Annotated in this window: 21 protein-coding genes, 1 tRNA gene and 1 pseudogene; 14 read left to right on the top strand and 9 right to left on the bottom strand. The window is 71.4% G+C overall.

Going from position 1 to position 22878, the window contains the following annotated elements:
- The first annotated feature begins 208 nt into the window (after positions 1-208).
- The 3 genes from ACFHWE_RS11330 to ACFHWE_RS11320 all read left to right on the top strand — a co-directional run bounded on the left by ACFHWE_RS11330 (position 209) and on the right by ACFHWE_RS11320 (position 3932).
- Entirely contained in the window at positions 209-1396 is a 1188-nt protein-coding gene (locus ACFHWE_RS11330; RefSeq protein WP_416600929.1) for an ROK family protein, read from the top strand.
- 258 nt (positions 1397-1654) lie between these two features.
- Entirely contained in the window at positions 1655-2347 is a 693-nt protein-coding gene (locus ACFHWE_RS11325; protein ID WP_416600927.1) for a hypothetical protein, read from the top strand.
- 370 nt (positions 2348-2717) lie between these two features.
- A complete protein-coding gene (locus ACFHWE_RS11320) occupies positions 2718-3932 on the top strand; it encodes an LCP family protein (RefSeq protein ID WP_416600925.1) in 1215 nt (404 codons plus the stop codon).
- Positions 3933-4080: 148 nt separating this feature from the next.
- On the opposite strand, the gene ACFHWE_RS11315 is transcribed toward ACFHWE_RS11320, so the two are convergent.
- Together ACFHWE_RS11315 and ACFHWE_RS11310 are read right to left on the bottom strand one after the other, a co-directional pair.
- Positions 4081-4839: a hypothetical protein gene (locus ACFHWE_RS11315; protein WP_416600924.1), complete on the bottom strand. Its 759-nt coding sequence runs from the start codon at positions 4837-4839 to the stop codon at positions 4081-4083.
- Positions 4840-5182: 343 nt separating this feature from the next.
- Complete coding sequence (locus ACFHWE_RS11310; protein WP_416600922.1) at positions 5183-6061, bottom strand: hypothetical protein; 879 nt, start codon at positions 6059-6061, stop codon at positions 5183-5185.
- Between the two features lie 315 nt (positions 6062-6376).
- Between ACFHWE_RS11310 and ACFHWE_RS11305 the strand changes: the two genes are divergently transcribed.
- Positions 6377-8113, top strand: coding sequence for a GAF domain-containing protein (locus ACFHWE_RS11305; protein WP_416600920.1), 1737 nt, complete (start codon positions 6377-6379; stop codon positions 8111-8113).
- 12 nt (positions 8114-8125) lie between these two features.
- On the opposite strand, the gene ACFHWE_RS11300 is transcribed toward ACFHWE_RS11305, so the two are convergent.
- From ACFHWE_RS11300 to ACFHWE_RS11290, 3 genes are all read right to left on the bottom strand, one after another.
- Complete coding sequence (locus ACFHWE_RS11300) at positions 8126-8791, bottom strand: response regulator (RefSeq protein WP_416600918.1); 666 nt, start codon at positions 8789-8791, stop codon at positions 8126-8128.
- Between the two features lie 179 nt (positions 8792-8970).
- Entirely contained in the window at positions 8971-10470 is a 1500-nt protein-coding gene (locus ACFHWE_RS11295; RefSeq protein ID WP_416600916.1) for an amidase, read from the bottom strand.
- 38 nt (positions 10471-10508) lie between these two features.
- Positions 10509-11528: a D-2-hydroxyacid dehydrogenase gene (locus ACFHWE_RS11290; RefSeq protein ID WP_416600915.1), complete on the bottom strand. Its 1020-nt coding sequence runs from the start codon at positions 11526-11528 to the stop codon at positions 10509-10511.
- 299 nt (positions 11529-11827) lie between these two features.
- Between ACFHWE_RS11290 and ACFHWE_RS11285 the strand changes: the two genes are divergently transcribed.
- The 4 genes from ACFHWE_RS11285 to ACFHWE_RS11270 all read left to right on the top strand — a co-directional run bounded on the left by ACFHWE_RS11285 (position 11828) and on the right by ACFHWE_RS11270 (position 14687).
- Entirely contained in the window at positions 11828-12310 is a 483-nt protein-coding gene (locus tag ACFHWE_RS11285) for a DUF3830 family protein (RefSeq protein ID WP_028648109.1), read from the top strand.
- An 84-nt stretch (positions 12311-12394) separates the two neighbouring features.
- Positions 12395-13195, top strand: a complete 801-nt coding sequence (locus ACFHWE_RS11280) for an Asp/Glu racemase (RefSeq protein WP_416600912.1) — start codon at positions 12395-12397, stop codon at positions 13193-13195.
- A 26-nt stretch (positions 13196-13221) separates the two neighbouring features.
- Positions 13222-13971 (top strand): maleate cis-trans isomerase, encoded by a 750-nt coding sequence (locus tag ACFHWE_RS11275; RefSeq protein ID WP_416600911.1) that lies wholly within the window; start codon positions 13222-13224, stop codon positions 13969-13971.
- A 41-nt stretch (positions 13972-14012) separates the two neighbouring features.
- Positions 14013-14687 (top strand): GntR family transcriptional regulator, encoded by a 675-nt coding sequence (locus tag ACFHWE_RS11270; protein ID WP_416600909.1) that lies wholly within the window; start codon positions 14013-14015, stop codon positions 14685-14687.
- A 106-nt stretch (positions 14688-14793) separates the two neighbouring features.
- Here ACFHWE_RS11270 and ACFHWE_RS11265 read toward each other — a convergent pair whose 3' ends face one another.
- Positions 14794-15219 carry an antitoxin VbhA family protein gene (locus ACFHWE_RS11265; protein ID WP_416600908.1) on the bottom strand — a complete coding sequence of 142 codons (426 nt, stop codon included), beginning with the start codon at positions 15217-15219 and terminating at the stop codon, positions 14794-14796.
- A gap of 22 nt (positions 15220-15241) precedes the next feature.
- Complete coding sequence (locus ACFHWE_RS11260; protein ID WP_416600906.1) at positions 15242-16705, bottom strand: NAD-dependent succinate-semialdehyde dehydrogenase; 1464 nt, start codon at positions 16703-16705, stop codon at positions 15242-15244.
- A gap of 158 nt (positions 16706-16863) precedes the next feature.
- Between ACFHWE_RS11260 and ACFHWE_RS11255 the strand changes: the two genes are divergently transcribed.
- From ACFHWE_RS11255 to ACFHWE_RS11235, 5 genes are all read left to right on the top strand, one after another.
- Complete coding sequence (locus tag ACFHWE_RS11255) at positions 16864-18120, top strand: aspartate aminotransferase family protein (protein ID WP_416600904.1); 1257 nt, start codon at positions 16864-16866, stop codon at positions 18118-18120.
- A gap of 128 nt (positions 18121-18248) precedes the next feature.
- Positions 18249-19184, top strand: a complete 936-nt coding sequence (locus ACFHWE_RS11250) for a hypothetical protein (protein WP_416600903.1) — start codon at positions 18249-18251, stop codon at positions 19182-19184.
- Positions 19185-19308: 124 nt separating this feature from the next.
- A tRNA-Arg gene (locus tag ACFHWE_RS11245) sits at positions 19309-19384 on the top strand.
- Positions 19385-19714: 330 nt separating this feature from the next.
- Positions 19715-19999 carry a hypothetical protein gene (locus tag ACFHWE_RS11240; RefSeq protein WP_416600902.1) on the top strand — a complete coding sequence of 95 codons (285 nt, stop codon included), beginning with the start codon at positions 19715-19717 and terminating at the stop codon, positions 19997-19999.
- Complete coding sequence (locus ACFHWE_RS11235; protein WP_416600900.1) at positions 19981-20394, top strand: DNA-binding protein; 414 nt, start codon at positions 19981-19983, stop codon at positions 20392-20394. The genes ACFHWE_RS11240 and ACFHWE_RS11235 overlap by 19 nt, the downstream gene beginning before the upstream one ends.
- A gap of 115 nt (positions 20395-20509) precedes the next feature.
- Here the strand turns inward: ACFHWE_RS11235 and ACFHWE_RS11230 are convergent.
- Both ACFHWE_RS11230 and ACFHWE_RS11225 read right to left on the bottom strand, forming a co-directional pair.
- Positions 20510-20728 (bottom strand): annotated as a pseudogene (locus ACFHWE_RS11230) (ADP-ribosylglycohydrolase family protein); the annotation flags it as partial.
- A gap of 299 nt (positions 20729-21027) precedes the next feature.
- Entirely contained in the window at positions 21028-21951 is a 924-nt protein-coding gene (locus tag ACFHWE_RS11225; RefSeq protein WP_416600898.1) for an SDR family oxidoreductase, read from the bottom strand.
- 134 nt (positions 21952-22085) lie between these two features.
- On the opposite strand from ACFHWE_RS11225, the gene ACFHWE_RS11220 reads away from it, so the two are divergent.
- On the top strand, positions 22086-22685 hold the full coding sequence (locus tag ACFHWE_RS11220; protein ID WP_416600896.1) for a helix-turn-helix domain-containing protein: 600 nt from the start codon (positions 22086-22088) through the stop codon (positions 22683-22685).
- The last annotated feature ends 193 nt before the right edge of the window (positions 22686-22878 follow it).

Genomic DNA, 22878 nt, shown 5'->3' with positions numbered 1-22878 from the left:
ACTGCTCCAGCGAAGAGGAAGGTAGGGGAGACGAGCGAGGGCGGGGCGCGGGAGCGGGGCCTCCCACGAACCACAGGAGTGGATTCGACTCGACTCTTCCAACTTTACGCCCGACTATGGTAAAAAACCAAGCACTCTTCAGATCACTTTTTTACATAACCCCCTGTCCATCACGCCGCTACCACGGCTTAATGGTTGAATGAAGCGCATGCCTAGAACCTCTGGACGACCGTCCTCGATGGCCAGCAGCGGCCACATCCTGGAGATGATCCGGAGCGGGACGGCGACCAGCCGCGCGGAGATCGCGCGCACCACCGGCCTCTCGCGGCCCACCGTCGCCCTCCGCGTCACGGAGCTGATCGACAGCGGCCTGGTCGTCGAGGGCACGAGGGCGGTCTCCAGTGGCGGCCGGCCACCCACGCTCCTGGAGTTCAACGCCGCGAGCGGCCTCCTGCTCACCGCGGCCCTGGGCATGGCCCGCAGCCAGGTCGCCGTGTGCGACCTCGACGGCGATGTCCTGATCCGCACCCCCGGCGCGCTCGACCTGGACCAGGGGCCGGAGGCCGTGGTCTCCTGGCTGCTCGACACCTGGTCCGAGCAGATCACCGGATTGGGGCGCGCACCGGAAGAGGTACGCGGCGCGGGTATCGGCCTGCCCGGAACCGTCGAGTTCCGCGCGGGCCGCGCCGAGGACCTGCCCTCCCTGGGCATGTGGGCCGGGGTCCACCTGGCCCCCCTCGTCCAGAAGCGCTTCCCGGTCGCCGTGGCCGTGGACAACGACGTCAACGTGATGGCCCTCGGAGAGCACGCCGCGGGCGCGCACGGCCACACCGAGGACATGATCTTCGTGAAGGCCTCCACCGGGATCGGCGCCGGACTGGTCTCCGGCGGGAACCTGCTGCGCGGCGCGCTGGGCGCGGCCGGAGAGATCGGACACATCCCCGTCCGCGACGGCGGGGGGACGCCGTGCCGCTGCGGGAACACCGACTGCCTGGAGGCGGTGGCGGGCGGGCGTCGCCTGCTGGAGGGCGCCGCGGCGCAGGGCCTGCCGCTGTCGGGGCTCAAGGACCTGGTCTCCCGGGCCGCCGAGGGCGACCCCGTGGCGGTGACCCTCGTCCGCGACGCCGGACGAAGGCTGGGCGAGGCGCTCGCCGGGGCGGTCAACCTGCTCAACCCGGAGGTCATCGTGCTGGGCGGGGACCTGTCCGAGGCCTACGACCACCTGGTGGCCGGGGTCCGCGAGGTGGTCTTCCAGCAGTGCACGGCGCTGGCCACCCGGCACCTGCGCGTCGTGCCCAGCGCTCTATGGGACGAGGCCGGGGTGCGCGGCTGCTCCGCCATGGTGGCCGAGGAGATCCTGTCCCCGGAGGCGGTGAACGCACTCCTGAACGGGTGAGACCCGCCCCACGCGGGCCCTCGGCGAGGTGTCGGAGCACCCGTCCACAGGTTGTGGACACGGACCCCTCGGGACCGGCTTTGCCAGAAGTACATGAGGCCGATGGGGACAGGGTGTTCTTATGCGTCCATACTGGGCACACTTGACAAAAAGCCTGCTGGTGACGAATAGTCACCCTTCACCTGACCCCGCCCCGCACACCCCCGTCACGTCCGTGACCACCACCCGTGCGGCCCCCCGCCCGGAAAGGTCCCCACCGTGCTCGACAACCCCCTCCTCCTCATCCTGCTGGGCGCCTGCATCAGCCTGGTCACGAGCGTCGTCGTCACCGCCGTCCAGGCGCGCCTGATCCGGCGCGACAACGTCCGCAGCTCCTCCCGGGCCTCCGCCCGCAACCTGACGAGCGCCTTCATCGCCGAGCGCGACGCCCAGGACGCCAAGGAGAGCTACCTCACCGAAGCCGAGATGACGGTCATGTCCATGACCGACCGCAAGACCCGCGAACGCCTGCGCGACGTCGTCCGGCTGCTCCGCGAGCGCGATCTGCCGGAGATCGAGAAGCTCAGCGGCGTCCCCTCCACCCGGGCCCGGCAGATCCTGTGCGACCACGCCCTGGAGGTCCTCGGCGCCCACCTGCGCTCCGAGCGGCTGCCCGCGACGCCCCCCGAGATCCGCAAGATGCTGAGCATCGAGGAGGAGGCCCTCAGCATCCACTCCGGCGCAAGCCCCCAGGCGGACGAACCGATCGCCAAGAGCCCGGTCGCCGCCCGCCCCCGGCACACCGGCACCAAGAGCCCGGCGGCCCGCAAGAGCGGAGCCAAGGGCACGCCCACCAAGACCACCCCTGCCAAGAGCACGACGGCCAAGTCGGGCGGCAAGAACCGCACGGCCACCTCCTCGGAGGAGCCCACGCCGAAGGACCCCGAGCACAGCACCTTCTGGGACGACTGAACCGGCGCGCCACCGGGTGCGCGTCGCTTCTGTCCGCGGATCGCGGGGACTCACACCCTTCGGCGGGTCATCGGTGCATATAGCGCCCGATCGTGAGAAAGTCGACTGTACAGAGTCCGGCGATCCCATGAAGGACACATGCGGCGCACTCGTGGTCGACCCCGTGTGCTGATCCACGGCACACGCGTCCGGCGGGCCCCGGCCCCGCCGCCGCTGCGGAGTGCCCCGTCCCGGACACGGAACCGCCCCGATCCCCCGCCCCCAGCCCCCCGTCCGCTCCCTGCCGCGCCCTCGTCGCGGCCTCGCACGCCCTCCTCCGTATCCGGGACCTCCGGCGTCTACCGCCGTCCGAACCCACGGGGGCTGCCTGATGAGCGACGACCACTCCTCCACCGGCCGCGAGTCGGCCAACATACCGGTGGACCTGCCCCGTCAGCGCGGCCTCTGGCACAGGATCGCCCTGTGGATCGCGGCGTGCCTCGCCGTCGTCCTGGTCGCCGCCGTGGGCACCGCCTACGGCTACTACCTGCTGCTGCGCTCCGGCATGATCCAGCACGACCTGGACGCCGCTCTGGGCGGCAAGAACCGGCCTGAGAAACTCAACGACGCCGTCAACGTCCTCTTCATGGGCACCGACGGCTACGAGGAGGACTCCACCGCCTACGCGCGGGAGTTCGAGGGCGAGCGCTCCGACGCCCTCATGCTGGCGCACATCTCACCCGGCGGGGAGCACGTCTCCGTCATCAGCTTCCCGCGCGACTCCCTGGTGCGGCTTCCGGCATGCCCTCCCTACGGCAAGGCCGAGGGCAGCGGCGCCTACGAGGGCATGATCAACGCCGCTATGTACCACGGCGGACCGCCCTGCGTCGTCCACACCGTGGAGACTCTGACGGGCATCCGGGTGGACCACTTCGTCCACCTCAGCTTCATGAGCTTCCGCGACACGGTGAACGCCATCGGCGGGGTCAGCATGTGCATCCCCCGGCCCATGCGGGACGAGCGCTCGGGTCTCGACCTGCCCGCCGGGGAACAGGTCCTCGACGGGGACGAGGCCCTGTCCTTCGTCCGTGCCCGCTACGAGATCGGCAACGGCAGCGACATCGGCCGCATCGACCGCCAGCAGATGTTCCTCAGCGCGCTCGCCGAACAGTTGAGGAGCAGCGGTGCCCTCACCGACCCCGCCAGGCTCAACGAGATCCTCAGGTCGGTGGCCGAGCACAGTGCCACCGATCAGCGGCTCACACTCGACCGGATGCTCTCCATCGGCTTCTCGCTCTCCGACGTCGACCTCGCCGACATCGAATTCCGGACCGTGCCCTGGTACCAGGCTCCGCAGGACCCCAACCGGGTCATGTGGGACGGGGAGGAGGCCGCGGCGCTGTTCGCCGCCGTCCGCGAGGACCGCCCCCTGCCCGCACCGGTGCCCGAGGGGTCCGGCACACCGTCACCACCGGCGTCCTCCGTCCCCGACGACGGCATGTCCGGGGCCGAGGACGCGCCGACCGCCAGCGCCGGAGAGGCCCGGGACGCGACCTCCGACCCGTGCGTGGACGGCCTCGGCTTCGGTACGGGCAGGGGCTACTGACCGGCCGGGCGCCGGCGGCTCCGGGTACCGATCCCCGGAGCCGCCGACCCCTCACGTCAGAGGGCCGGCCGTCAACCCGCCGCCGTGCCGCAGGGGGCATCGCGAGGACGCCCCCCCCTGAGCGGGCAGGGGTTCAGGGAGACACGGGCTAGACCAGGGCTCCGGGGAGCAGCCCGGTCACCTGCCGGGGGTCGACCTCGGGCCGACCGACCTCGGGCAGGCCCTGGACACTGGCCACGTCCCCGCCCAGGGAACCGATCTCGTCCACGGGCAGGCCGCCGGTCAGGGACTCGGGCGCGGCCATCGGCAGGGTCTCGGCCACCCCGAGGAGGGTGCCCAGGCCGCCGGTCGCGTCGAAGTTCTCCCTGTCCAGCGCCAGGGGGCCGTCCGCCGGTGCGGCCAGCGGCAGGGTGCCGCCGGTGTCCAGGTCCACGGGCATGTCGGCGGCGGGCAGCACGCCGCCGACGTCGGGAAGTCCGCCGCCCAGCAGGTCGGAGACCGGGTCGCCGGCAGGGTGGGCCAGGGGCACGGTTCCCGTGGCGCCCTCGACGGCGCCGGTCGCGCCCCCGACCGTGTCCACGGCGTCCCCGACAGCGTCGAGGGGCAGGCCGGTCCCGTCGGTCACACTGTCCACGATGTCGCCCGCGGGGGCCGAGTGGTGCTGGATCCGGGGGTCGACCGAGTTCTGGCCAGGCTGGACCCGGGCCAGGTCGCCGAGACCGTCGACCGGGGCGGGAACGCCCTGGGCGAGCGCACCGGCGACCGGAGCGGTCACCTCCCCCACGGGAAGGGTGTCCGCGGCGCCCAGGACGTCGGCACCCGCGACTCCGGATCCGAGGGCGACGAAACCGGCGGTGCCGGCGGCCATGAGGAGGGCTCGGGCAGAGGTACGCGCGGTCTTGAACATGGGTGGTTCCTTTCGCAGGCTTGTGTGGTTCGGGCTGTGTACTCGGCGGAGCGGTGCTCCGCCACGGTCCGGGCCCCCTGGCCGGGGGGACACGTTCCGTTGCGTTGCGTTGTGGTCTGTTGCTCGGCGGATACCGTCGCGCCTGGGGGGAGCGGTGGGTGTGCGCCGGTTCAGTCCCTGGTCTGGCGGACCACTGACTGACGTGAACCTCGCTGTGCGGGTGCGCGGCTCACGTCAGCTCCCAGAGGAGCCGGGTGCTCGGTCCACGACGGGGCGGACGGCCCGGGGCTGGGATGCGTGCCGGAGACGGGGTCGCTCTGCGACCGGTGGGAGAGCGGAGCCGCTAGTCCGGGGAGAAGGTCGGCTCGTCGGCGGAGTCGGCGGGAACCGAGCGCAGGACGTGCCGGGCGGCCTCGTAGAGGCCGGGGAGCGGAGAGGGTGCGGCGGTGGTCGGCAGATAGCCGACGACGCCCAGGCCACCGACCGCAGCCGACGGGGCGGCGGCGGGTGTGGCGGAGGGGACGGAGACCGACCGTTCGGCGGACACGGCGCGGACACCGTCATCCGGTATGCCGCCCGCGTCCTGGCCGCGGTGCGCCTCCGCGCAGTCCGCGACGCCGCCGGCGGCGCGCGTGTCCCGGTGCGGTGACCCGCCCGCCACGGAGGAGGCGGTGGAACCGGCCCCGTGCTCGACGGCGTCCGGGTGGGAGGACGCGCGGTCCGCGGTCCCGGAGGCGAGCGTCGCGCCGACGGTGTCCCGGACCCGCCGGACCACCGGCACGGTGTCCACGGGCACGTCCACCGCTCGCGCGGCGACCGTGTCGGAGACCTGTCGGACGGTCGCGGCGACCGGAGCACCGACCACGTCGGCTGCCCCGTCCGCCAGGGAGGGGGTACCGGAGGCGTCCCCGAGCGCGCCCGCCACGGTGTCCGCGGCGGTATCCGTGCTCTGGAGGCCCGTACGCAGGGGCGGCACCCCGATTACGGGGGCCGACACCTCCTCGTGCCGCTCGCCCGCGGCGCCCGCCAGGACCGCCGAAGCGGCCGGGAGGGCGGAGCCGGTGTCGGTCTGCTCCGCGTGGGCGGGCACGGCCGACGCCGTCCAGAGGACGATCAGCCCTGCGGCGAGCAGCCCCGCCAGAAGCAGGAACCGCCGGACCGGTGCGGCGCACACGGCGGCGCGGACGCCGGAGGCGCTCGCGAAGCCGTGGTATCCGAACACCGGGGGTTCCTTCCGCTGCGGGTACCCGCCGAACGGAACGCGGCGGGTGGAGAAGGGGGACAGGGGTACGGACACAGTGCGCCCGAACCGGGAAGAGGGACCCGGACCAGGTCCTCTGCCTTCCGTCGCTGGCGACGTTAGCATGAATTGTGCCGGTGTCTTCGCGGTTCCGAACCGATTCCCCGTCCGTTCTTCCGCGAACCGCACGGCGATGTGGCCCCCACTGGAAAAAACGACGACAATTCGATCAATACGCCCGATCAGTGCATTTCCTACAGAGACCGTCCCACGGCTCTGCGGAGGTTGATTCGAGACATGACCGAAGTCCCCCAGAGCCCCCCGGCCTCCCCCGACCAACTGAACGACCTGCTCACCGGGGTACGCTCACGTCTCGGACCGGGGATGTCCCCCGAGGGGCGCGTCCGCTCCCTCCTCCAGGCCGTGCTGTCCATCGGCGGCGACCTGGACCTCGCCTCCGTCCTGCGCCGGCTCACCGAGGCCGCCGCGGACCTGGCCGGCGCCCGCTACGCGGGCCTGGGGGTGATCGACGAGAACGGCGGGTTCGCCGAATTCGTCTTCGTGGGCCTCTCGGCGGAGGCGGCCGGGCGGATCGACGGCTCCCCCCGGGGCAGGGGCCTGCTCGCCGCCCCCATGGTCGAACGCACGCCCGTGCGCCTGGCGAACATCCGCGACCACCCCGACTTCGTGGGCTTCCCCGCCGGGCACCCGAGGATGTCGAGCTTCCTGGGCGTGCCCATCCAGGTGCGCGGAGAACTCTTCGGCAACCTGTACCTGGCGGACAAGACCGGCGGCGGCCAGTTCGACGAGGAGGACGAGACCGTCGTCATGGCGCTCGCGACCGCCGCGGGTGTGGCGATCGAGAACGCGCGCCTGTACGAGGAGGCACGCCTGCGGGAGAAGTGGCTGACGGCCTCCACCGAGATCACCACCCGCCTGCTGTCGGGAGCCGACCCCCACGAGGTCCTGGAGTACGTCGCCGCCCAGGCACGGGAGATCAGCGGCGCCGACATCTCGGTGGTCATGCTCCCCGACAGCCGTGCTCGCGGCCACCTGTTCGCCGAGGTCGCCGACGGTCCCCTCGCCAAGGAGGTCCTGGGCAGCCCCGTGGAGATCACCGACACCGTCTGCGGCCAGGTGTTCGACAGCGGCGAGCCCATGAGCGTCCCCGACCTGGCCGAGGCCGACTGCCCGATGCTCTCGCACCGCGGGTTCGGTCCCGGTCTGGTGGTACCGCTGGGGACCACGGGCAACACCCGGGGCACGCTCGTCCTCGGCAAGGCGGCCGACAGCGCGGCCTTCACAGCCACCGTCAAGAGCATGGTCCACAGCTTCTCCGCGCAGGCCGGGGTGGCACTGGAACTGGCCGAGGTCCGCGGGGACACCGAGCGGCTGGCCGTCCTGGAGGAGCGGGACCGGATCGCCAAGGACCTGCACGACGTGGTGATCCAGCGGCTGTTCGCCTCGGCGATGACACTGATGAGCACCATGCGCCTCATCGGCTCGGAGGAGGCCGAGGAGCGGATCCGGCGCGCCATCGACGAACTCGACTCCACCATCCGGGAGATCCGCTCGACCATCTTCGACCTGCAGAACCCCCCGAACCGCCGGGACACCTCGCTGCGAGGACGCATCCTGCGGCTGGCCGAGAACGCCGCGCACAGCCTGGGCTGCCACCCCGGTGTGAGCCTGGACGGGCCGATCGACGCCTCGGTGCCCGAGGAGGTCGGCGAGCAACTGCTCGCGGTGCTCGGGGAGGGCCTGAGCAACGTCGCCCGGCACGCTCGGGCCAGCGAGGTGCACGTGTCCGTGGCCATGGAGGAGCGGTCGGTCACCGGACGGCCCAGCACGCTGACCCTGACGGTGGTGGACAACGGGATCGGGCTGCCCGCGGAGGGGCGCCGCAGCGGGCTGCGCAACCTCGACGAGCGCGCCCAGGCCCTGGGCGGCGGGTTCACCGCCCAGCGGGGCGAGTCCGCCGGGACCGTGCTCGTGTGGAAGGTGCCCGTCCCCGGCGCCGACGACCCCCTGTGACCGGCGGGACGGTCAGTAGCGGCGCCCGCGTAGTTCGGCGACCAGCACGGCGGCCTGGGTGCGCCGCTTCAGGTCCAACTTGGACAGGAGCGCGGAGACGTAGTTCTTCACGGTCTTCTCCGCCAGGTAGAGCCGCTCGCCGATCTGCCGGTTGGTCAGGCCCTCCCCGATGAGGTCGAGGATCTGCCGCTCCTGCGGCGTCAGCTCCGCCAGGGGGTCCGGTTCGGCCTGGGTGCCGCGCAGGCGCTCCATCATGGCCCCCGTGCTGCCCGAGTCCAGGAGCGACCCGCCGGCGGCCACCGTACGCACGGCGCCGACGAGGTCGGCGCCGTGGATCTGCTTGAGCACGTACCCGGCGGCGCCCGCCATGACGGCGTCGTAGAGGGCGTCCTCGTCGGCGAACGAGGTCAGCATCAGACAGGCGATCTGAGGGCTGCCGGAACGGATCTCCCGGCACACCTGGACCCCGGATCCGCCAGGCAGGCGGACGTCGAGGACTGCCACGTCGGGCAGGACCACCGGGATGCGGGAGAGCGCCTGCTCCGCGGTCCCCGCCTCGCCGACGACGACCATGTCCTCCTCACTCTCCAGCAGCGCCGCGACACCGCGGCGGACCACCTCGTGGTCGTCCACGAGGAAGACCCTGATCGCCCCGCCTCCGGCTTCGCTACCCGCCATCCGCACGTCCCCATTTTCCTCGTGCCCGGATCCGACACCACTCCGAAGTAGACGGTAGCGCTTGATGGAAAACGAATGTGGGCCCTATGGCATGAAATTCCCCGGGCGAAGGTCCCGGAACGGGACGATCCCCACCCGGGAAGACCGGAAGCAGCGGTTCGCAGAGGAAGGGAACGCCCTCACGGACGCCGGTCCGCCCAGGGGCGGGCCAGCTCGAACGCGCGGCAGGCCGCCAGCACCCGGGCGTCGGCGTGCCGGGGGCCGACCACCTGGAGCCCCACCGGAAGCCCGGCTTCGGTGAACCCGCACGGCACACTCGCCGCCGGCTGCTGGGTCATGTTGAACGGATAGCTGAACCCCGCCCAGGACGTCCACCGCCTCCCCTTGAGGGCGGGAGGGGACTCCCGTCCGGCCTCGAAGGCGGTGATCGGCGTGGCGGGGGTGAGGAGGAGGTCGTACTCGGTGTGGAACCGGCCCATCCGCTCGCCCATCGCCATCCGCAGCGCCATCGCCGTCAGGTAGTCCTGCGCGGAGTAGGTCAGCCCCTCTTCGACGATCTCCCGCAGCCCGGGATCGAGCAGGTCGCGCTGGCGCTCGGTAAGCCGTTCGGTGCTCTTGGCCGCACCGGAGTACCAGAGCACGTGGAACTCGTCGGCGGACGGCGGCAGGCCGGGGTCGGCCTCATCCACCACGGCGCCCAGTTCCTCGAACACGGCCGCCGCCGCGGCGACAGCACGCGCCACCTCGGGGTCGACGTCCAGACCTCCCAGGGTGGGGCTGTAGGCGATGCGCATCCCCCTCACGAGGCCCTCGGCGTCCGAGCGCAGCCGCACGTCCCCGATCCCGGTCCCCGGCTGCGGCAGGGCCATCCAGTCGCGGGGGTCGAACCCGGTCATGCACTCCAGCATCAGGGCCGTGTCGCCCACCGTGCGGGCCATCGGCCCGGTGTGCGCCAGGGAGCCGAACGGGCTGGCCGGGTAGTGCGGCACCAGTCCCCAGGTCGGCTTGATGCCGCAGATCCCGGTGAAGCTCGCCGGGATGCGGATGGAGCCGCCGCCGTCGGTACCGGTGGCCAGCGGCCCCATCCCCGCGGCGACCGCTGCGGACGACCCCCCGCTGGAGCCGCCGGGGGTCGTGGACAGGTCCCACGGGTTGCGGGTGACACCGGTGAGCGGGCTGTCGGTGACCCCCTTCCAGGCGAGTTCGGGCGTGGTCGTCTTGCCGACGAACACCGCGCCCTGCTCCCGCAGCCGGGCCACCACCGGGGAGTCCTCCTCCCAGGGGCCCTCCTGCGACGCGGTGACCGAACCGCGCAGGGTCGGCCAGCCCCGGGTGAGGTGGATGTCCTTGACCGAGGTCGGCACGCCGTCCAGGGCCCCCTCGGGCTCACCCCGGCGCCACCGCTCCGCCGAGGCCCGGGCCGCCTCGCGCGCCTCCTCCGGGCGCACCAGGCAGAAGGCGTTGAGCGCCGGGTTGTCCCGCTCAATGCGCTCCAGCACCGCGTCCACGGCCTCCACCGGGGAGAGCTCACCGGAGGCGTAGGCGGCGAGCAGCCGCTCCGCCGACAGGTCGGCCGGGCTCTCGGGCGCGCCGCCCCGTGCGCGCGGCACCTCGGAGGAGGGACTGCCTCCGCCAACGGCCCCTCCGTCGGCCCCGGTCCCCTCGGTACGGATCCTCACTTCAGCCTCCAGGTCACCCCGTGGTCGGTGGTCAAGGGTCAGCCCGGCACGTAGCCGCGGCTCTTGTCGACGACGTTGAGCAGTGCGCGCCCGTCCATGTAACGGGCGAGGTTGTCCAGGAACAGGTCGGCGAGGTCCGCGCGCCAGCCGACCACGTCGCCGGACATGTGCGGGGAGACCACCGAGCCGGGCAGGTCCCACAGCGGCGAGCCCTCCGGCAGCGGCTCGCCTTCGAACACGTCCAGCGCCGCGCCCCGGATACGCCCGCCGCGCAGGGCCGCCGCGAGGTCGTCCTCGGCCACGATGGGCCCGCGCGCTACGTTCAGCAGGCGTGCGTGCGACGGCATCAGGTCGAGGAAGGCGTGGTCGACCAGACCGCGTGTGGCGTCGGTGAGCGGCGCGGCGACCACGACGTAGTCGGACCGGGGCAGTGCGTCAACGAGGGTGGGGCCGCCGTCGGCGCCCCGTTCGGAGAGGGTGGACTCGACCACCGACCCGAAGTCGGGGTCACCTTCGCGGGCATGGCTGCCGGAGGCACTGACCTCCATGCCCACCGCCGCGAGCTTGCGGCCGATGGCGCGGCCGATGGGGCCGGTGCCGACGATCAGGACGCGTTTCCCGGCCACCCGTTCGGACTCCCGGTGCAGCCAGCGGCGCTCGCGCTGGAGGTCCCAGGTGCGGTGGAAGTCCTTGGCGAAGGCGACCACCTGGCCGAGCACGTACTCGGCGATGTGCTCGTCGAAGACGCCGCGCGAGTTGGTGAGCACCACGTCGCTCTCGACCAGTCCGGGGAAGACGAGGTTGTCCACACCGGTGGTGGCGGCGTGCACCCACGAGAGGGTGTCGGCCTTGGGCCAGGACGAGGCCAGCGCTTCGGAGAACAGGTCCCACACCAGGAGCACGTCGGCACCGGGCAGGTGGGAGGCCAGGCCGTCGGCGGTCGTGTAGACGACCTCTCCGAGTCCGGGATGGCCGTCGATCCGTTCGTGCCCCGGCGGCGATTCGTCCCCCTGCAAGACGAGGAGGCGGGGCCGCTGGGGCGCGTTGGGGCTGTTCAAGGACGTGCACTCCGATCGGCGACGTGGGCCTGTGCTGTCGTCTGGGATGGGGATGTTCCGCCCTGTCAGGGGAAACGCTAGGGAGCCGGAAGAGGATTGTCAACAATCCACAAATGGGTTGTTCGACAGCACACCCGAAGACGGTCGCGGCGCGCCCGGAAATCGGACATTCCGCGCAGCACACCCCTTGCCGCCCGACTCTGCGGATCATAATATTGTCGACAATCAGCGGATTCATCCGCCGACGCGCCACCACTCCCGCACAGCACCCGCCGAGGGGGAACCCATTGCCCAGGCACATGACCATCACACTGGCCAAGCGCGGTGTCTCCTGCGTGGCCGAGCTTCTGGACAAGGACGCACCGCGCACCTGCGACGCCGTGTGGAACGCCCTTCCCCAGGGGGACGCCGTCCAACACGCCAAGTACGCGCGCAACGAGGTCTACACGATGGTGCCGCGGTTCGCCGACCCCGATCCGGGACGGGAGAACCCCACGGTCACCCCCATCCCCGGCGACGTCGTCTACTTCCTCTTCGAGGACGGCATGCTCGACCGGGGCTTCAAGGAGGACGCCGGTATCGGGCACCTGCCCGGCGTGGTCGACCTGGCCCTGTTCTACGGCCGCAACAACCTCCTGCTCAACGGCGACGTCGGCTGGGTGCCCGGCAACGTATTCGCCACCGTCGTGGAGAACCTGCCCGCCATGGCCGAGGCCTGCCACGACGTCTGGCGCTCGGGCAGTGTCGGAGAGCGCCTGCTCTACGAACGCCTCGACCGCTGACCGCTCCGGCCGCCGGGCACCCTCCGGCCGGGCCACGGACCGAACCCCACACCGCGACGCTTTCCCCAGGGAGGTGAGTGACCGATGCGGACCGATGGAGACCACGCCGAGAGCACCGGCGCCGAGCACGAGGTCGTCGAACTGGCCGCGAGCAGGCCGACCCCGTGGCAGTCGGGGGTCGGGGTGATCGCGCCCTACGACTTCGCCCTCGACAGGGAGCTCTGGCGCTGGACACCCGACGACGTGTCACTGCACGTCACACGGCTGCCCTACGTGCACGTCCCCGTGACCGTGGACCAGGCCGCCGCCCTGTGCGTGGCGGAGACCGTGGATCCGGCGGTCCGCGCGCTCCTCGCCCCCGAGCCGCTCGCCATCGGCTACGCGTGCGCGTCCGGCAGCTTCGTGCACGGGGCCGAGGGCGAGCGTCGCCTGCACCGGACGATGGCGGAGGCCGGCGCCCCGGCGGCCGTCACCACGTCGGGGGCGCTCATCAGAGCCCTGGAGGCGCTCAACCTCACCCGGATCGCGGTCGTCACCCCCTACGTGGACAGCGTGACCGACCGCCTCCTGTCCTACCTGGGCGAGCACGGCACCGAGGTGACCTCCAGCGTCGGGCTGGGCCTGCTCAGCCACATCTGGAAGGTCACCTACGCCGAGGTGTCCGAGGCGGTGCACGCCGCGGACCGCCCCGAGGCCCAGGGCATCTACATCAGCTGCACCAACGTCCTCACCTACGACATCATCGCGCCCCTGGAGCGCGAACTGGGCAAGCCGGTCATCGCGGCCAACCAGGTGACCATGTGGGCGCTGCTGCGGGAGGCCGGCCGCCAGGCGGTCGCCCGCGGCCAGAGCCTGATCGACGTCGCCGCCCCGAGCGCGGTGTGAACCCCGGACCCGCAGGAAGGAGCGCCATGCCCAGGATCGGATTCCTCTACCCCGGCTTCAGCGCCGAGGACGACTACCCGGCGTTCTCAGCCACGCTCGGCGACGGCGTGGACCTGACCGTGGTGCACACGCTCATGCGCGAGGACGCCCACCGGGTGGACGCCCTGCTGGACGTGGGCGGGCCGGACGTCCTGGGTGAGGGCGCCGCGAAGCTCCGCGAGGCCGGGGTGGACGCGGCGGTCTGGGCGTGCACCAGCGGCAGCTTCGTCTTCGGCTGGGACGGCGCCCGCGAGCAGGTCCGCGGGGTGGCCGAGGCCGCCGGGGCGCCCGCCTCCAGCACCTCGTTCGCGTTCGTGCACGCCCTCCAGCGGCTCGGGGTCTCCCGGGTGGCGATCGCCGCCACCTACCCCGACGACGTCGCCGAGCGGTTCGTCGAGTTCCTGGGCACCGGGGGGACCACCGTGCTCTCGCTGGCCAGCCGGGGCATCGTCACCGCGGCGGAGGTCGGCCGCCTCGACCCGGACCAGGCCCTGGACTTCGTCGTCTCCAACGACCACCCGCGGGCCGAGGCCGTCCTCGTCCCGGACACCGCGCTGCACAGCGCCGGCCTCATCGGACCGGCGGAGGCCCTGTTGGGCAAGCCCGTGCTCACCGCCAACCAGGTGAGCATCTGGGAGGGGCTGCGCCTGGCGGGCGCGACCGGTGCCCAGCCGGGGCCGGGCGCTCTGTTCCGGTCCGGTTCCGGGGCCTTCACCGGTGCGCCGACCACCCGTTAGGTACTGTTTTGACCTTGTCGCCCACGAAAGGACAGCGGCCCATGCCCGCTCCAGGACACCTGAGGCCCGTGCCCCGGCGGTCCACCGCCGAACTGATCGCCGACCAGCTCCGGTCGGCGATCATGTACGGCACCCTGGCCCCGGGGGACCAGCTCGGGGAGGCGGAGCTCGCCGGCCGACTCGGGGTCAGCCGCGGTCCGCTGCGCGAGGCCATGCAGCGGTTGGTCCAGGAGGGGCTGCTGCGCAGCGAACGGCACAGGGGCCTGTTCGTGTGCGAGCTCACCGACCAGGACGTCCGGGACGTGTACGTGGCCCGGCTCGCGGTGGAGCGCACCGCCTGCGAACTCATCATGCGGGGCAACCGCGGTGAGGCGCTCGCCCGCCTCACCCCCGCGCTGGAGGCCCTGGCTAAGGCGGCGCGCACCGGGGACCGCGACGCCATGAGCGACGCCGACCAGGACTTCCACCGGACCCTGGTGAGCTGCTCCGGCAACGGCAGGCTGGAGCGCATGACACAGACGCTGCTGGTGGAGACCCGCATGTGCCTGACGGTGATGCAGAAGGTCTACCCCGAGCCCGGGGAACTCCTCGACGAGCACCAGCGCATCCTCGACGCCATCGTCGACGGCGACGAGGAACGGCTGCTGGAGCTGATCGAGTCGCACCTGATGGACACCGTGGCGCGTATCGACGCCGAACACAGCACGGACGCCTGAGGCGGGTTCGGTCCAGGCCACCGGCACGGACGGTCGCGGCCACCGGCCAGGGGCCGATCGCCTGGACGGCGCGGTTCACGAACGCGAGGCCCTCTTCCACGGTCGTTCACGCGTCCCCGGTTCCCGGGGATCCCGTAGGGGGCATTCTCCACTGGCGTGCCCGTGCGGCTATCCGTTCCTTCGCCTCGTCATAGCTGATCTCTCCCTCAGCCGCACGTTCCACGTCAGCGATGGCGGCCGGAGCCGGTTCGATGCCTTCGGCGCGCACGGAGGCGACCGCGGCTTCGGTCTCGTTCCTCCGCAGGTGCCGCTCGTAGACCTCCATCAAGGTCTCGTACTCCCGCACCGAGATCAGGACCCCTTGAGGCCGCCGGTACGAACCCATGACCACGGGATCTGCACCCGGTTCGTTCGGCAGAGCCGCCGGTAGCTCAGAGAGTCTGCTTCGCGCTTCGTCGACACCCATCGGGTGGGAGATTCTCGTGCCCATAACACCATCACGCGAGACTTCCGTGGGAATGTCGTACGACATTCCCACGGAAAAGCCGACCTACTCAGAGGCCGCCGATGCCCACGTACTTGGTGTCGAGGAACTCGTCGATTCCCACACGTCCGCCCTCACGGCCCAGGCCGGAGTGCTTCACCCCGCCGAAGGGCGCCGCCGGGTTGGAGACCACGCCCTGGTTGAGCCCGACCATGCCCGTCTCCAGCGCCTCGCTGACCCGGAACGCGCGGTTCAGGTCCCGCGTGTACAGGTAGCTGACCAGACCGAAATCGGTGTTGTTGGCCGCCGCCACCACCTCCTGCTCCGTCTCGAAGGTGAGCACCGGCGCCACCGGGCCGAAGATCTCCGTGAACGACAGCTCGCTGTCCATGGGCACGTCGGCGAGGACGGTCGGCTGGTAGAAGTGGCCCTCCCCCTCACCGTGGCCGCCGCCGACGAGGACGCGCGCGCCCCGGCCGACCGCGTCGTCCACGAGCCCCTGGACCTTCTGGCGGGCCTTGTCGTCGATCAGCGGGCCCACGTCGACGCCGTCGTCCACCCCGCGCCCCAGGCGCAGCGCGCCCATGCGCTCGCTCAGCCGCCGGGAGAACTCCTCGGCCACCCCGGACTGGGCGTAGATGCGGTTGGCCGCCGTGCACGCCTCACCGATGTTGCGCATCTTGGCGAGCATCGCGCCGTCCACGGCCGCGTCCAGGTCGGCGTCGTCGAAGACCAGGAACGGCGCGTTGCCGCCCAGTTCCATGGAGGTGCGCAGCACCTGCCCGGCGCTCTGTTCGAGGAGCTTGCGCCCCACAGCCGTGGAGCCGGTGAAGGAGATCTTGCGGATGCGGCCGTCGCTCAGCAGCGGTTCGGTGACCGAACCCGGGTCGGTGGTGGGGATGACGCTCAGGACGCCCTCCGGCAGCCCGGCCTCGGCCAGGATCCCGGCCAGCGCCAGCGCGCACAGGGGGGTCTGGTGCGCGGGCTTGAGGACCATCGTGCACCCGGCGGCGATCGCGGGCCCGATCTTGCGGGTGCCCATCGCCATCGGAAAGTTCCAGGGGGTGATGAGCATGGAGGGGCCGACGGGGCGCCGCATGATGAGAAACCGCGACTTGCCGTCGGGTGAGGTGGCGAACCCGCCCTCGATCCGCACGGCCTCCTCGGAGAACCAGCGGAAGAACTCCGCCGCGTAGGCGATCTCGCCGCGGGCCTCGGCCAGGGGCTTGCCCATCTCCAGGGTCATGAGCAGGGCCAGGTCCTCCTGGCGCTCCATGAGCAGCTCGTACCCCCGGTACAGGATCTCGCCGCGCGCCCGGGGCGCGACCTCCGCCCACGAGGACTGGGCACCGTGCGCCGCCTCCAGAGCGGCCAGTGCGTCCTCCTTGCCCGCGTCGGCGACTTCACAGAGGATCGTCCGTGTGGAGGGATCCTCCACCCCGAAAGTGGCGCCGGACGCGGCGTCGCGCCACCGGCCCCCGAGGAAGAGCCTCTTGTCCACCTGTGCGACGACCCGTGCTTCCTGATCCGACATGTTCCCCACTTCCAGTCGCGAACCGCTCCGGTCGACCCCGGAGCCACGGTCGGAATTGCCCAGCGCGCTCTGGACACCGCCCGGTACGGATGCTTCCATAGCACTGTCGATTGTCAACAATCCTACGGATTTCGCAACCACGGAATTGAGGCCTGTTCATGGCGGAACTCTCCCCGATCCTCAAGCAGGCGACCCCGGTCCTCGCGGCCCGGGGCGAGGGGGTCTACATCTACGACGAGGAAGACCGCCGCTACCTCGACTTCACCGCCGGTATCGGCGTCACCAGCACCGGGCACTGCCACCCCAAGGTCGTGGCCGCCGCCCAGGAGCAGGTGGCGACCCTGGTCCACGCCCAGTACACCACCGTGATGCACCGCCCCCTGCTCAAGCTCACCGAGCGCCTCGGCGACGTGCTGCCCGAGGGTGTGGACCGGCTCTTCTACGTCAACTCCGGCAGTGAGGCCGTGGAGGCGGCGCTGCGCCTGGCCCGCCAGGCGACCGGGCGGCAGAACGCCGTCGTGTTCCAGGGCTCCTTCCACGGGCGGACCATGGGAGCGGCGTCCCTGACCACGTCGGGCGTGAAGATCCGGGCGGGCATCGGCCCCCTGGTCCCGGGGGTGGTCGTCTCCCCCTTCCCGTACGCCTACCGGTTGGGCATGTCCGAGCAGGAGGCGGTCGACCACGCCCTGCGCGAACTGGACTACCAGTTCGCCACCGTGTCCTCCCCCCAGGACACCGCGGCGGTGTTCATCGAGCCGGTCCTGGGCGAGGGCGGCTACGTCCCCGTCCCGGACGCCTTCCTCCAGGGGCTGCGTGAGCGCGCCGACCGGCACGGCTTCCTCCTCGTCGCGGACGAGGTGCAGACCGGTTTCGGACGTACCGGAACCTTCTGGGGGCACGAGCCCTCCGGCATCCGCCCGGACATCGTCATCACCGCCAAGGGCCTGGCGAGCGGCTTCCCGCTCTCCGCCATCGCCGCCCCGGCCGCGATCATGGAGAAGGCGTGGCCGGGTTCCCAGGGCGGCACCTACGGGGGCAACGCCGTCTCCTGCGCCGCCGCTCTGGCCACCCTGGACGTGATCCAGGAGGAGCACCTCGTGGAGAACGCGGCCCGGATGGGCGAGCGGCTGCGCGAGGGCCTGGAGAAGGTCGCCGGGTCCCACCCCGTGATCGGCGACGTGCGCGGCCGGGGCCTGATGGTCGCCAACGAGTTCACCGCGCCCGACGGCTCCCCGGACGCCGCCACCGCGCAGCGCGCCCAGCAGATCGCCGCGAAGAACGGTCTTCTCCTGCTGACCTGCGGCCCCGCCGGGAACGTCGTGCGGATGATCCCCGCCCTCATCGTCAACGGGGAACAGGTCGACAACGCGGTGTCGCTGTGGGCGGCCTCCGTGGAGGAGGCGGTCTCCTCCTGAGACAGAGGTGCCCCGTAGTCTGGCGCTGGGCCGACGGGCCCCGGGCGGACCGACGGCGCGCCCGGGACCGCACACGGCCCCGGGCGCGTCCGGTGCGCGCCCCTCCCCCAGCGCCAGAAAGGTTCCCCATGCCCGCGAGCCGCGATGTCCGGCCGGTGTTCGACCCCGGCCTGCCCCCGAACGTCGCCGCACGGCTGCGCGACAACCCCGAGGTCCTGATCCCCAAGAGCAGGCTGACCGACCGCCGCCCCCTGCGCCGCCCCCTGCTCGTCGCGGGCGGTACCGCCCTGGCCGCCCTGAACCTCGCCTGGGCGGCCGCAAGCACCCCCACCGTCGAGGCGGGTGCGTTCGGCGCGTACATCCCCGGCGCCCTGGCCCACGCCGCCCTGGTGGGCGCCGCCGGCATCGCGGCCCTGCGCACCACCCCCCGTTCGTGGCTGCCCGAGGCGCTGCGCGAGGGCAGGAGGCGCGACCTGTGGACCCTGTTCTGCGCGACGCCGCTCCCCCTGTCGTGCACGGTCTTCGTCCTCGGCTCCCTGTGGTGGCCGCCGGCCGCCGCCCTGCTGTCGGTGTACTCCGCCGCAGCCCTGTGGGTGGCGTTCGGGTGGACCGCCCGTGACCGCTTCGCCACGGCCCACGCCCACCGGTACCTGGTTCCGGAGGACTTCAGCTCCTCCTACTCCGCCCTGCTCACCGACGTCCAGCGGACGGTCGACCGCCTGCAGGAGGCAGGCGAGGAGTTCGACGCCGCCGAGCCCCTGTCGGCGCTGCGCGCCGAGGAGTGGCGGATCGCCTCGTCCCTGCACCGCTACCAGCGCCAGCGGGCCGAGTACCTGAAGAAGGCCGCCCGCGCCGCCGACCGGCAGGAGCGTTCGGCGCTCGCCCGACAGTACGAGCAGCAGGAGCAGGAGTACCGTGAGCTGTCCAGGCAGCGGCACCGCATCCTGGAGTACGGCAAGGTGATCGAGGAGGCGCTGCGCACCCCGCAGGGGCGCGAGGAGGTCGAGCGCGCCCTGGCCTCGGGGGAACTGCTGTCTGCGGACCGCCCCGACGGCAACTCCTGAACCCGCCCGCACCCGATGTCCCGGGTCACACCGGAAAATGGCACGAACCCCTCCTGGCACCGTGGTAGAGTCGAAGACGTCGCCAGGGGGCACGGCCCGCCGGGCGACACACAATTGAAGACCTGCACTCGTAGCTCAATGGATAGAGCATCTGACTACGGATCAGAAGGTTGGGGGTTCGAGTCCTCCCGAGTGCGCCACCGTGAGACAGTGGAGAGAACGCCCGGACCTGCACCAACAGGCCGGGCGTTCTCTTTTGTCCGTACACTCACGGCCCGGCTGGCGGCGGCCGGATCCGGCTGCTTACGGATGGCTGTGGCGAATACGTGGTGAAAAACCCGGGGCCCCGCGTTCAACCAGGTGGAGACGCAGGCATGCCGCAGGTCGTAGGGCCCCAGCGAGGGGGGCAGCCTGCCGGGCCTTGGTGAGGACCTCATTTATGGCGACAGGTGATCATCACCGACACCGTGGGGGCGGGGCGTGTTCCACAAGGCTTGCTGGTTTCCTACTTGTTTGACACAATCGGCGCCATGTCCGAGACGACGTACAGCATCGGTGAGGGGCCGGCGACTCGGGTCAGCCTGTCCATTCCTGAGGGGACTGCGGAGGCGATCCGGGCTCGGGTCGGCAAGCGAGAGTTCTCCGCGTTCATCGCCACGGCCGTCGAACGGGAGCTGCGGGGACAGGTACTGGACGAGTATCTGGCCGACTACGAGAGCCGCAAGGGGCCGGTGTCCGAGCAGGCGCGGCTGCGGGCGCGGCAGGTGTTCGACGAGGTATTCGCTGAGGAAGACCAGTGGCCCGCCGCAGGCTGAGCCACGAGGGGACACTGGTTCTGGACAGCGAAGGGCTCTCCAAGCTGCTCACTGATGACGAGACTGTGGTGTCCCTGATCGCGGAGGCACGCTCGCGCGGCATGGAGGTGGTGATCTGCGCGCTCACCATCATCGAGGCCGTGCACACTCGCACCAACAAGGCCCGGCTGAACTGGGTGCTGTCGGGTCTGCGCGCCGTTCCGGTGGGCGACGAGGAGGCGAAGGCGGCCTCAGCACTGTTGATGGGGGCTGGGCGGCACGGCCACAAGTACGCCATCGACGCGGCTGTGGCCGAGATCGCGCTTCGGCAGCAACGGCCTGTGGTCATGCTGACCTCCGACATAGACGACATGACCAAGCTCTGCGGCGAACGGGTCCGCCTCATCTCCGTGTGAGCCGAGTATCACCGGCGGACGACGAATAGGGAGGCCGTCCGCGCCGCCCGTCTGACCCGGTCAGCCGTAGCGGGAAGCTGATGACCCGGCTCTCCTGGATGGCGGCCGGGGCGGTCTCGGTCAGGGCGCGGGCGATGCACACGGCCATCTGGGTGTCGTCGGAGTACTCGCCCGGGGTGTAGGGACCGAGTCCGCCCCCGACCATCCGCGGGGTCTGGTCCTGCGTGAGGCGGGGGCGGAACTCGTAGGGGACGCCGAGGGCGTCGCCGCAGGCGGCGGCGAGCAGCACACCGGCGGCGCGGTCGTCTCGGTACGGGCTGGCGGTCGGAGCCATGGGGGTCTCCCTGTGCTCGGGGTGTCCGTGGAACGCCGGACGGCCCGATGGTCGATGACGACGCTATCGCCGCTCCTGTGCCGGATCCGGTCGCAGTCGCGGCAGCCGGATGACGGGGGTGGATCCGTCCGGATGGGACACCCCGATCTCTTCGACCGCCCCGGCTTCTGAGCCGCGATCGCCTCGGCGGGTTCCGGTGCGATCCGCTCGCGTGGATCTCTGGGCCCCGAGTCCCGGTTCGCCCGTGCCGTTCGGATGTGGTGACGCCGAACCGTGCGGCGCGGGGCTGGGAGGCGGGCTCAGCCCGTGGTGCCCGCCGGGGTGTCGAAGTAGTGACTCTGGCCGAGGTCCTCGATGAGGTTGGGCTGGGCTGGCTTCCAGCCGAGGAGTTCCTGCGTCAGTGCGTTCGAGGACGGGTTGTCGGCAAAGACGTGAGTGCTCAGGAAGCCGAAGTGGTCCTCGGCCCGCGTCGAGGGGATGCTGGCCGTCGGCAGGTCGAGTCGGCGGCCGATGGCCTCGGCGATGTCCCGGAATCGGATCCCCTGGTCGTCGACGGCGTGCAGCCGCGCTCCGGCGGGTGCGGATTCCAGTGCCAGCCGGTACAGGCGTGCCGCGTCGAGCGTGTGCACGGCGGGCCAGCGGTTGGTGCCGTCACCGACGTAGGCGGCGACGCCCTTGGCCCGGGCGATGGAGATCAGGGCCGGGATGAAGCCGTGGCGGTCGAGCTTGCTGTGCACGGTCGGGGCGAGCCGGACGACGGACGAACGTATACCGCGTTCCGCGAACCCGACCACGGCGTTCTCGGCGTCGATCCGCGGCCCCGCGTCGAGGGCGTCGGCTTCGGTGGCGGCGCCTTCCAGCCCCGCGAAGGCCAGCAGCATGGTTCCCGACGTGCTCACCAGGGGCTTGCCGGTGCCCTCAAGCGCGGCCCCGAGGGTCTCGATGGCACGCAGATCCGCCGCGACCGCGCTGTCGAAGTCACCGGCGAACATGGCGTCGTGTTTGAAGGCCAGGTGGATGACACCGTCGGCCGAGGCCGCGGCCTCGGCGATACTGCCGGGGTCGTCGAGGTCGCCTCTGTGTGCCTGTGCGCCGACAGCCGCCAACGCGGCGGCGGACTCGTCGGAGCGGGCCAGACCTACGACCCGGTGTCCCGCGCCGAGAAGCTCGGGCACGACGGCGGAACCGACGTGTCCGGAGGCTCCGGTGACGAATACGAGCATGGTATGTGCCTTCCCGATGCGGGTCCCGCGAGGAGGGAACCCTGATGTCAGTTGATGACATCACCGTAGCACTGACGACAGTCCCTGTCATCACTTTAATGTCAGATCCTGCCATCGCGGTGTAGGGTCGCACCATGAGCCGATGGAAACCCGACGCACGAGGCCGCCTGGAGAAGGCGGCGCTGGAGCTCTACAACCACAAGGGCTTCGATGCCACCACGGTCGCGGAGATCGCCAGCGGCGCCGGACTCACCGAACGGACCTTCTACCGGCACTTCGCCGACAAACGGGAGGTCCTCTTCCCGGGCGGCAACCCCCTCGCCGAGACCCTCGCGGACGCCGCGGCCACCGCCCCCGCCGCACTTCCGCCGCTCCAGGCGATCACCCATGCCCTGAACGAAGCCGCTCCCGACTTCGAGGAACGCGCTGACCTGGTACGGCAACGTCAGGCCGTCATCACCGCCAACCCCGAACTCCAGGAACGCGAACTGGCCAAACTCGCCGCGATCGCTTCCGCTCTCACCCACGCGCTGTGCGCACGCGGCCTGGAGGCCGCCACCGCGGCGCTCGCGGCCGAAATCGGGATCGCCGTGTTCAAGGTCGCCTTCGAGCGCTGGGTCAACGACCCCGGCCGCCGCCACCTCGCTCAGCACATTCGGGAAACCCTGGACGCCGCCGGACACCTCACCACGCCCGACGGCGCAGGACCCACAGCCCAGGAAGGCGCGCGATGAATGCGTCGGCCCCGGTGGCATCGAGCCGGACACCGGCCATTCGCCGACACCCCGCGGAGCGGTGAGCGGGCGCAACACCGGAAACCGCACAGGAGCAACCCAGAATTATCACTCTTAGTAACTATAATCACTCAGAGTGAGTAATCTGGGTTGCTCTCCGCTCCTTGCCAAGAACCGTGGCCTCTCGGCGACG

Source organism: Nocardiopsis sp. LOL_012, assembly GCF_048060475.1.
Taxonomy (GTDB): domain Bacteria; phylum Actinomycetota; class Actinomycetes; order Streptosporangiales; family Streptosporangiaceae; genus Nocardiopsis.
This window is presented reverse-complemented; position numbering and strand designations above follow the sequence as displayed.

What these genes read in the sequence shown, in the direction of transcription:
- ACFHWE_RS11300 (WP_416600918.1), bottom strand. Translation starts at nt 8,791, where the DNA reads ATGGCGGGTAGCGAAGCCGGAGGCGGGGCGATCAGGGTCTTCCTCGTG.
- ACFHWE_RS11255 (WP_416600904.1), top strand. Translation starts at nt 16,864, where the DNA reads ATGGCGGAACTCTCCCCGATCCTCAAGCAGGCGACCCCGGTCCTCGCG.
- ACFHWE_RS11315 (WP_416600924.1), bottom strand. Translation starts at nt 4,839, where the DNA reads ATGTTCAAGACCGCGCGTACCTCTGCCCGAGCCCTCCTCATGGCCGCC.
- ACFHWE_RS11250 (WP_416600903.1), top strand. Translation starts at nt 18,249, where the DNA reads ATGCCCGCGAGCCGCGATGTCCGGCCGGTGTTCGACCCCGGCCTGCCC.
- ACFHWE_RS11265 (WP_416600908.1), bottom strand. Translation starts at nt 15,219, where the DNA reads ATGTCGTACGACATTCCCACGGAAGTCTCGCGTGATGGTGTTATGGGC.
- ACFHWE_RS11275 (WP_416600911.1), top strand. Translation starts at nt 13,222, where the DNA reads ATGCCCAGGATCGGATTCCTCTACCCCGGCTTCAGCGCCGAGGACGAC.
- ACFHWE_RS11260 (WP_416600906.1), bottom strand. Translation starts at nt 16,705, where the DNA reads ATGTCGGATCAGGAAGCACGGGTCGTCGCACAGGTGGACAAGAGGCTC.
- ACFHWE_RS11330 (WP_416600929.1), top strand. Translation starts at nt 209, where the DNA reads ATGCCTAGAACCTCTGGACGACCGTCCTCGATGGCCAGCAGCGGCCAC.
- ACFHWE_RS11320 (WP_416600925.1), top strand. Translation starts at nt 2,718, where the DNA reads ATGAGCGACGACCACTCCTCCACCGGCCGCGAGTCGGCCAACATACCG.
- ACFHWE_RS11305 (WP_416600920.1), top strand. Translation starts at nt 6,377, where the DNA reads ATGACCGAAGTCCCCCAGAGCCCCCCGGCCTCCCCCGACCAACTGAAC.
- ACFHWE_RS11285 (WP_028648109.1), top strand. Translation starts at nt 11,828, where the DNA reads ATGACCATCACACTGGCCAAGCGCGGTGTCTCCTGCGTGGCCGAGCTT.
- ACFHWE_RS11280 (WP_416600912.1), top strand. Translation starts at nt 12,395, where the DNA reads ATGCGGACCGATGGAGACCACGCCGAGAGCACCGGCGCCGAGCACGAG.
- ACFHWE_RS11240 (WP_416600902.1), top strand. Translation starts at nt 19,715, where the DNA reads ATGTCCGAGACGACGTACAGCATCGGTGAGGGGCCGGCGACTCGGGTC.
- ACFHWE_RS11270 (WP_416600909.1), top strand. Translation starts at nt 14,013, where the DNA reads ATGCCCGCTCCAGGACACCTGAGGCCCGTGCCCCGGCGGTCCACCGCC.
- ACFHWE_RS11220 (WP_416600896.1), top strand. Translation starts at nt 22,086, where the DNA reads ATGAGCCGATGGAAACCCGACGCACGAGGCCGCCTGGAGAAGGCGGCG.
- ACFHWE_RS11225 (WP_416600898.1), bottom strand. Translation starts at nt 21,951, where the DNA reads ATGCTCGTATTCGTCACCGGAGCCTCCGGACACGTCGGTTCCGCCGTC.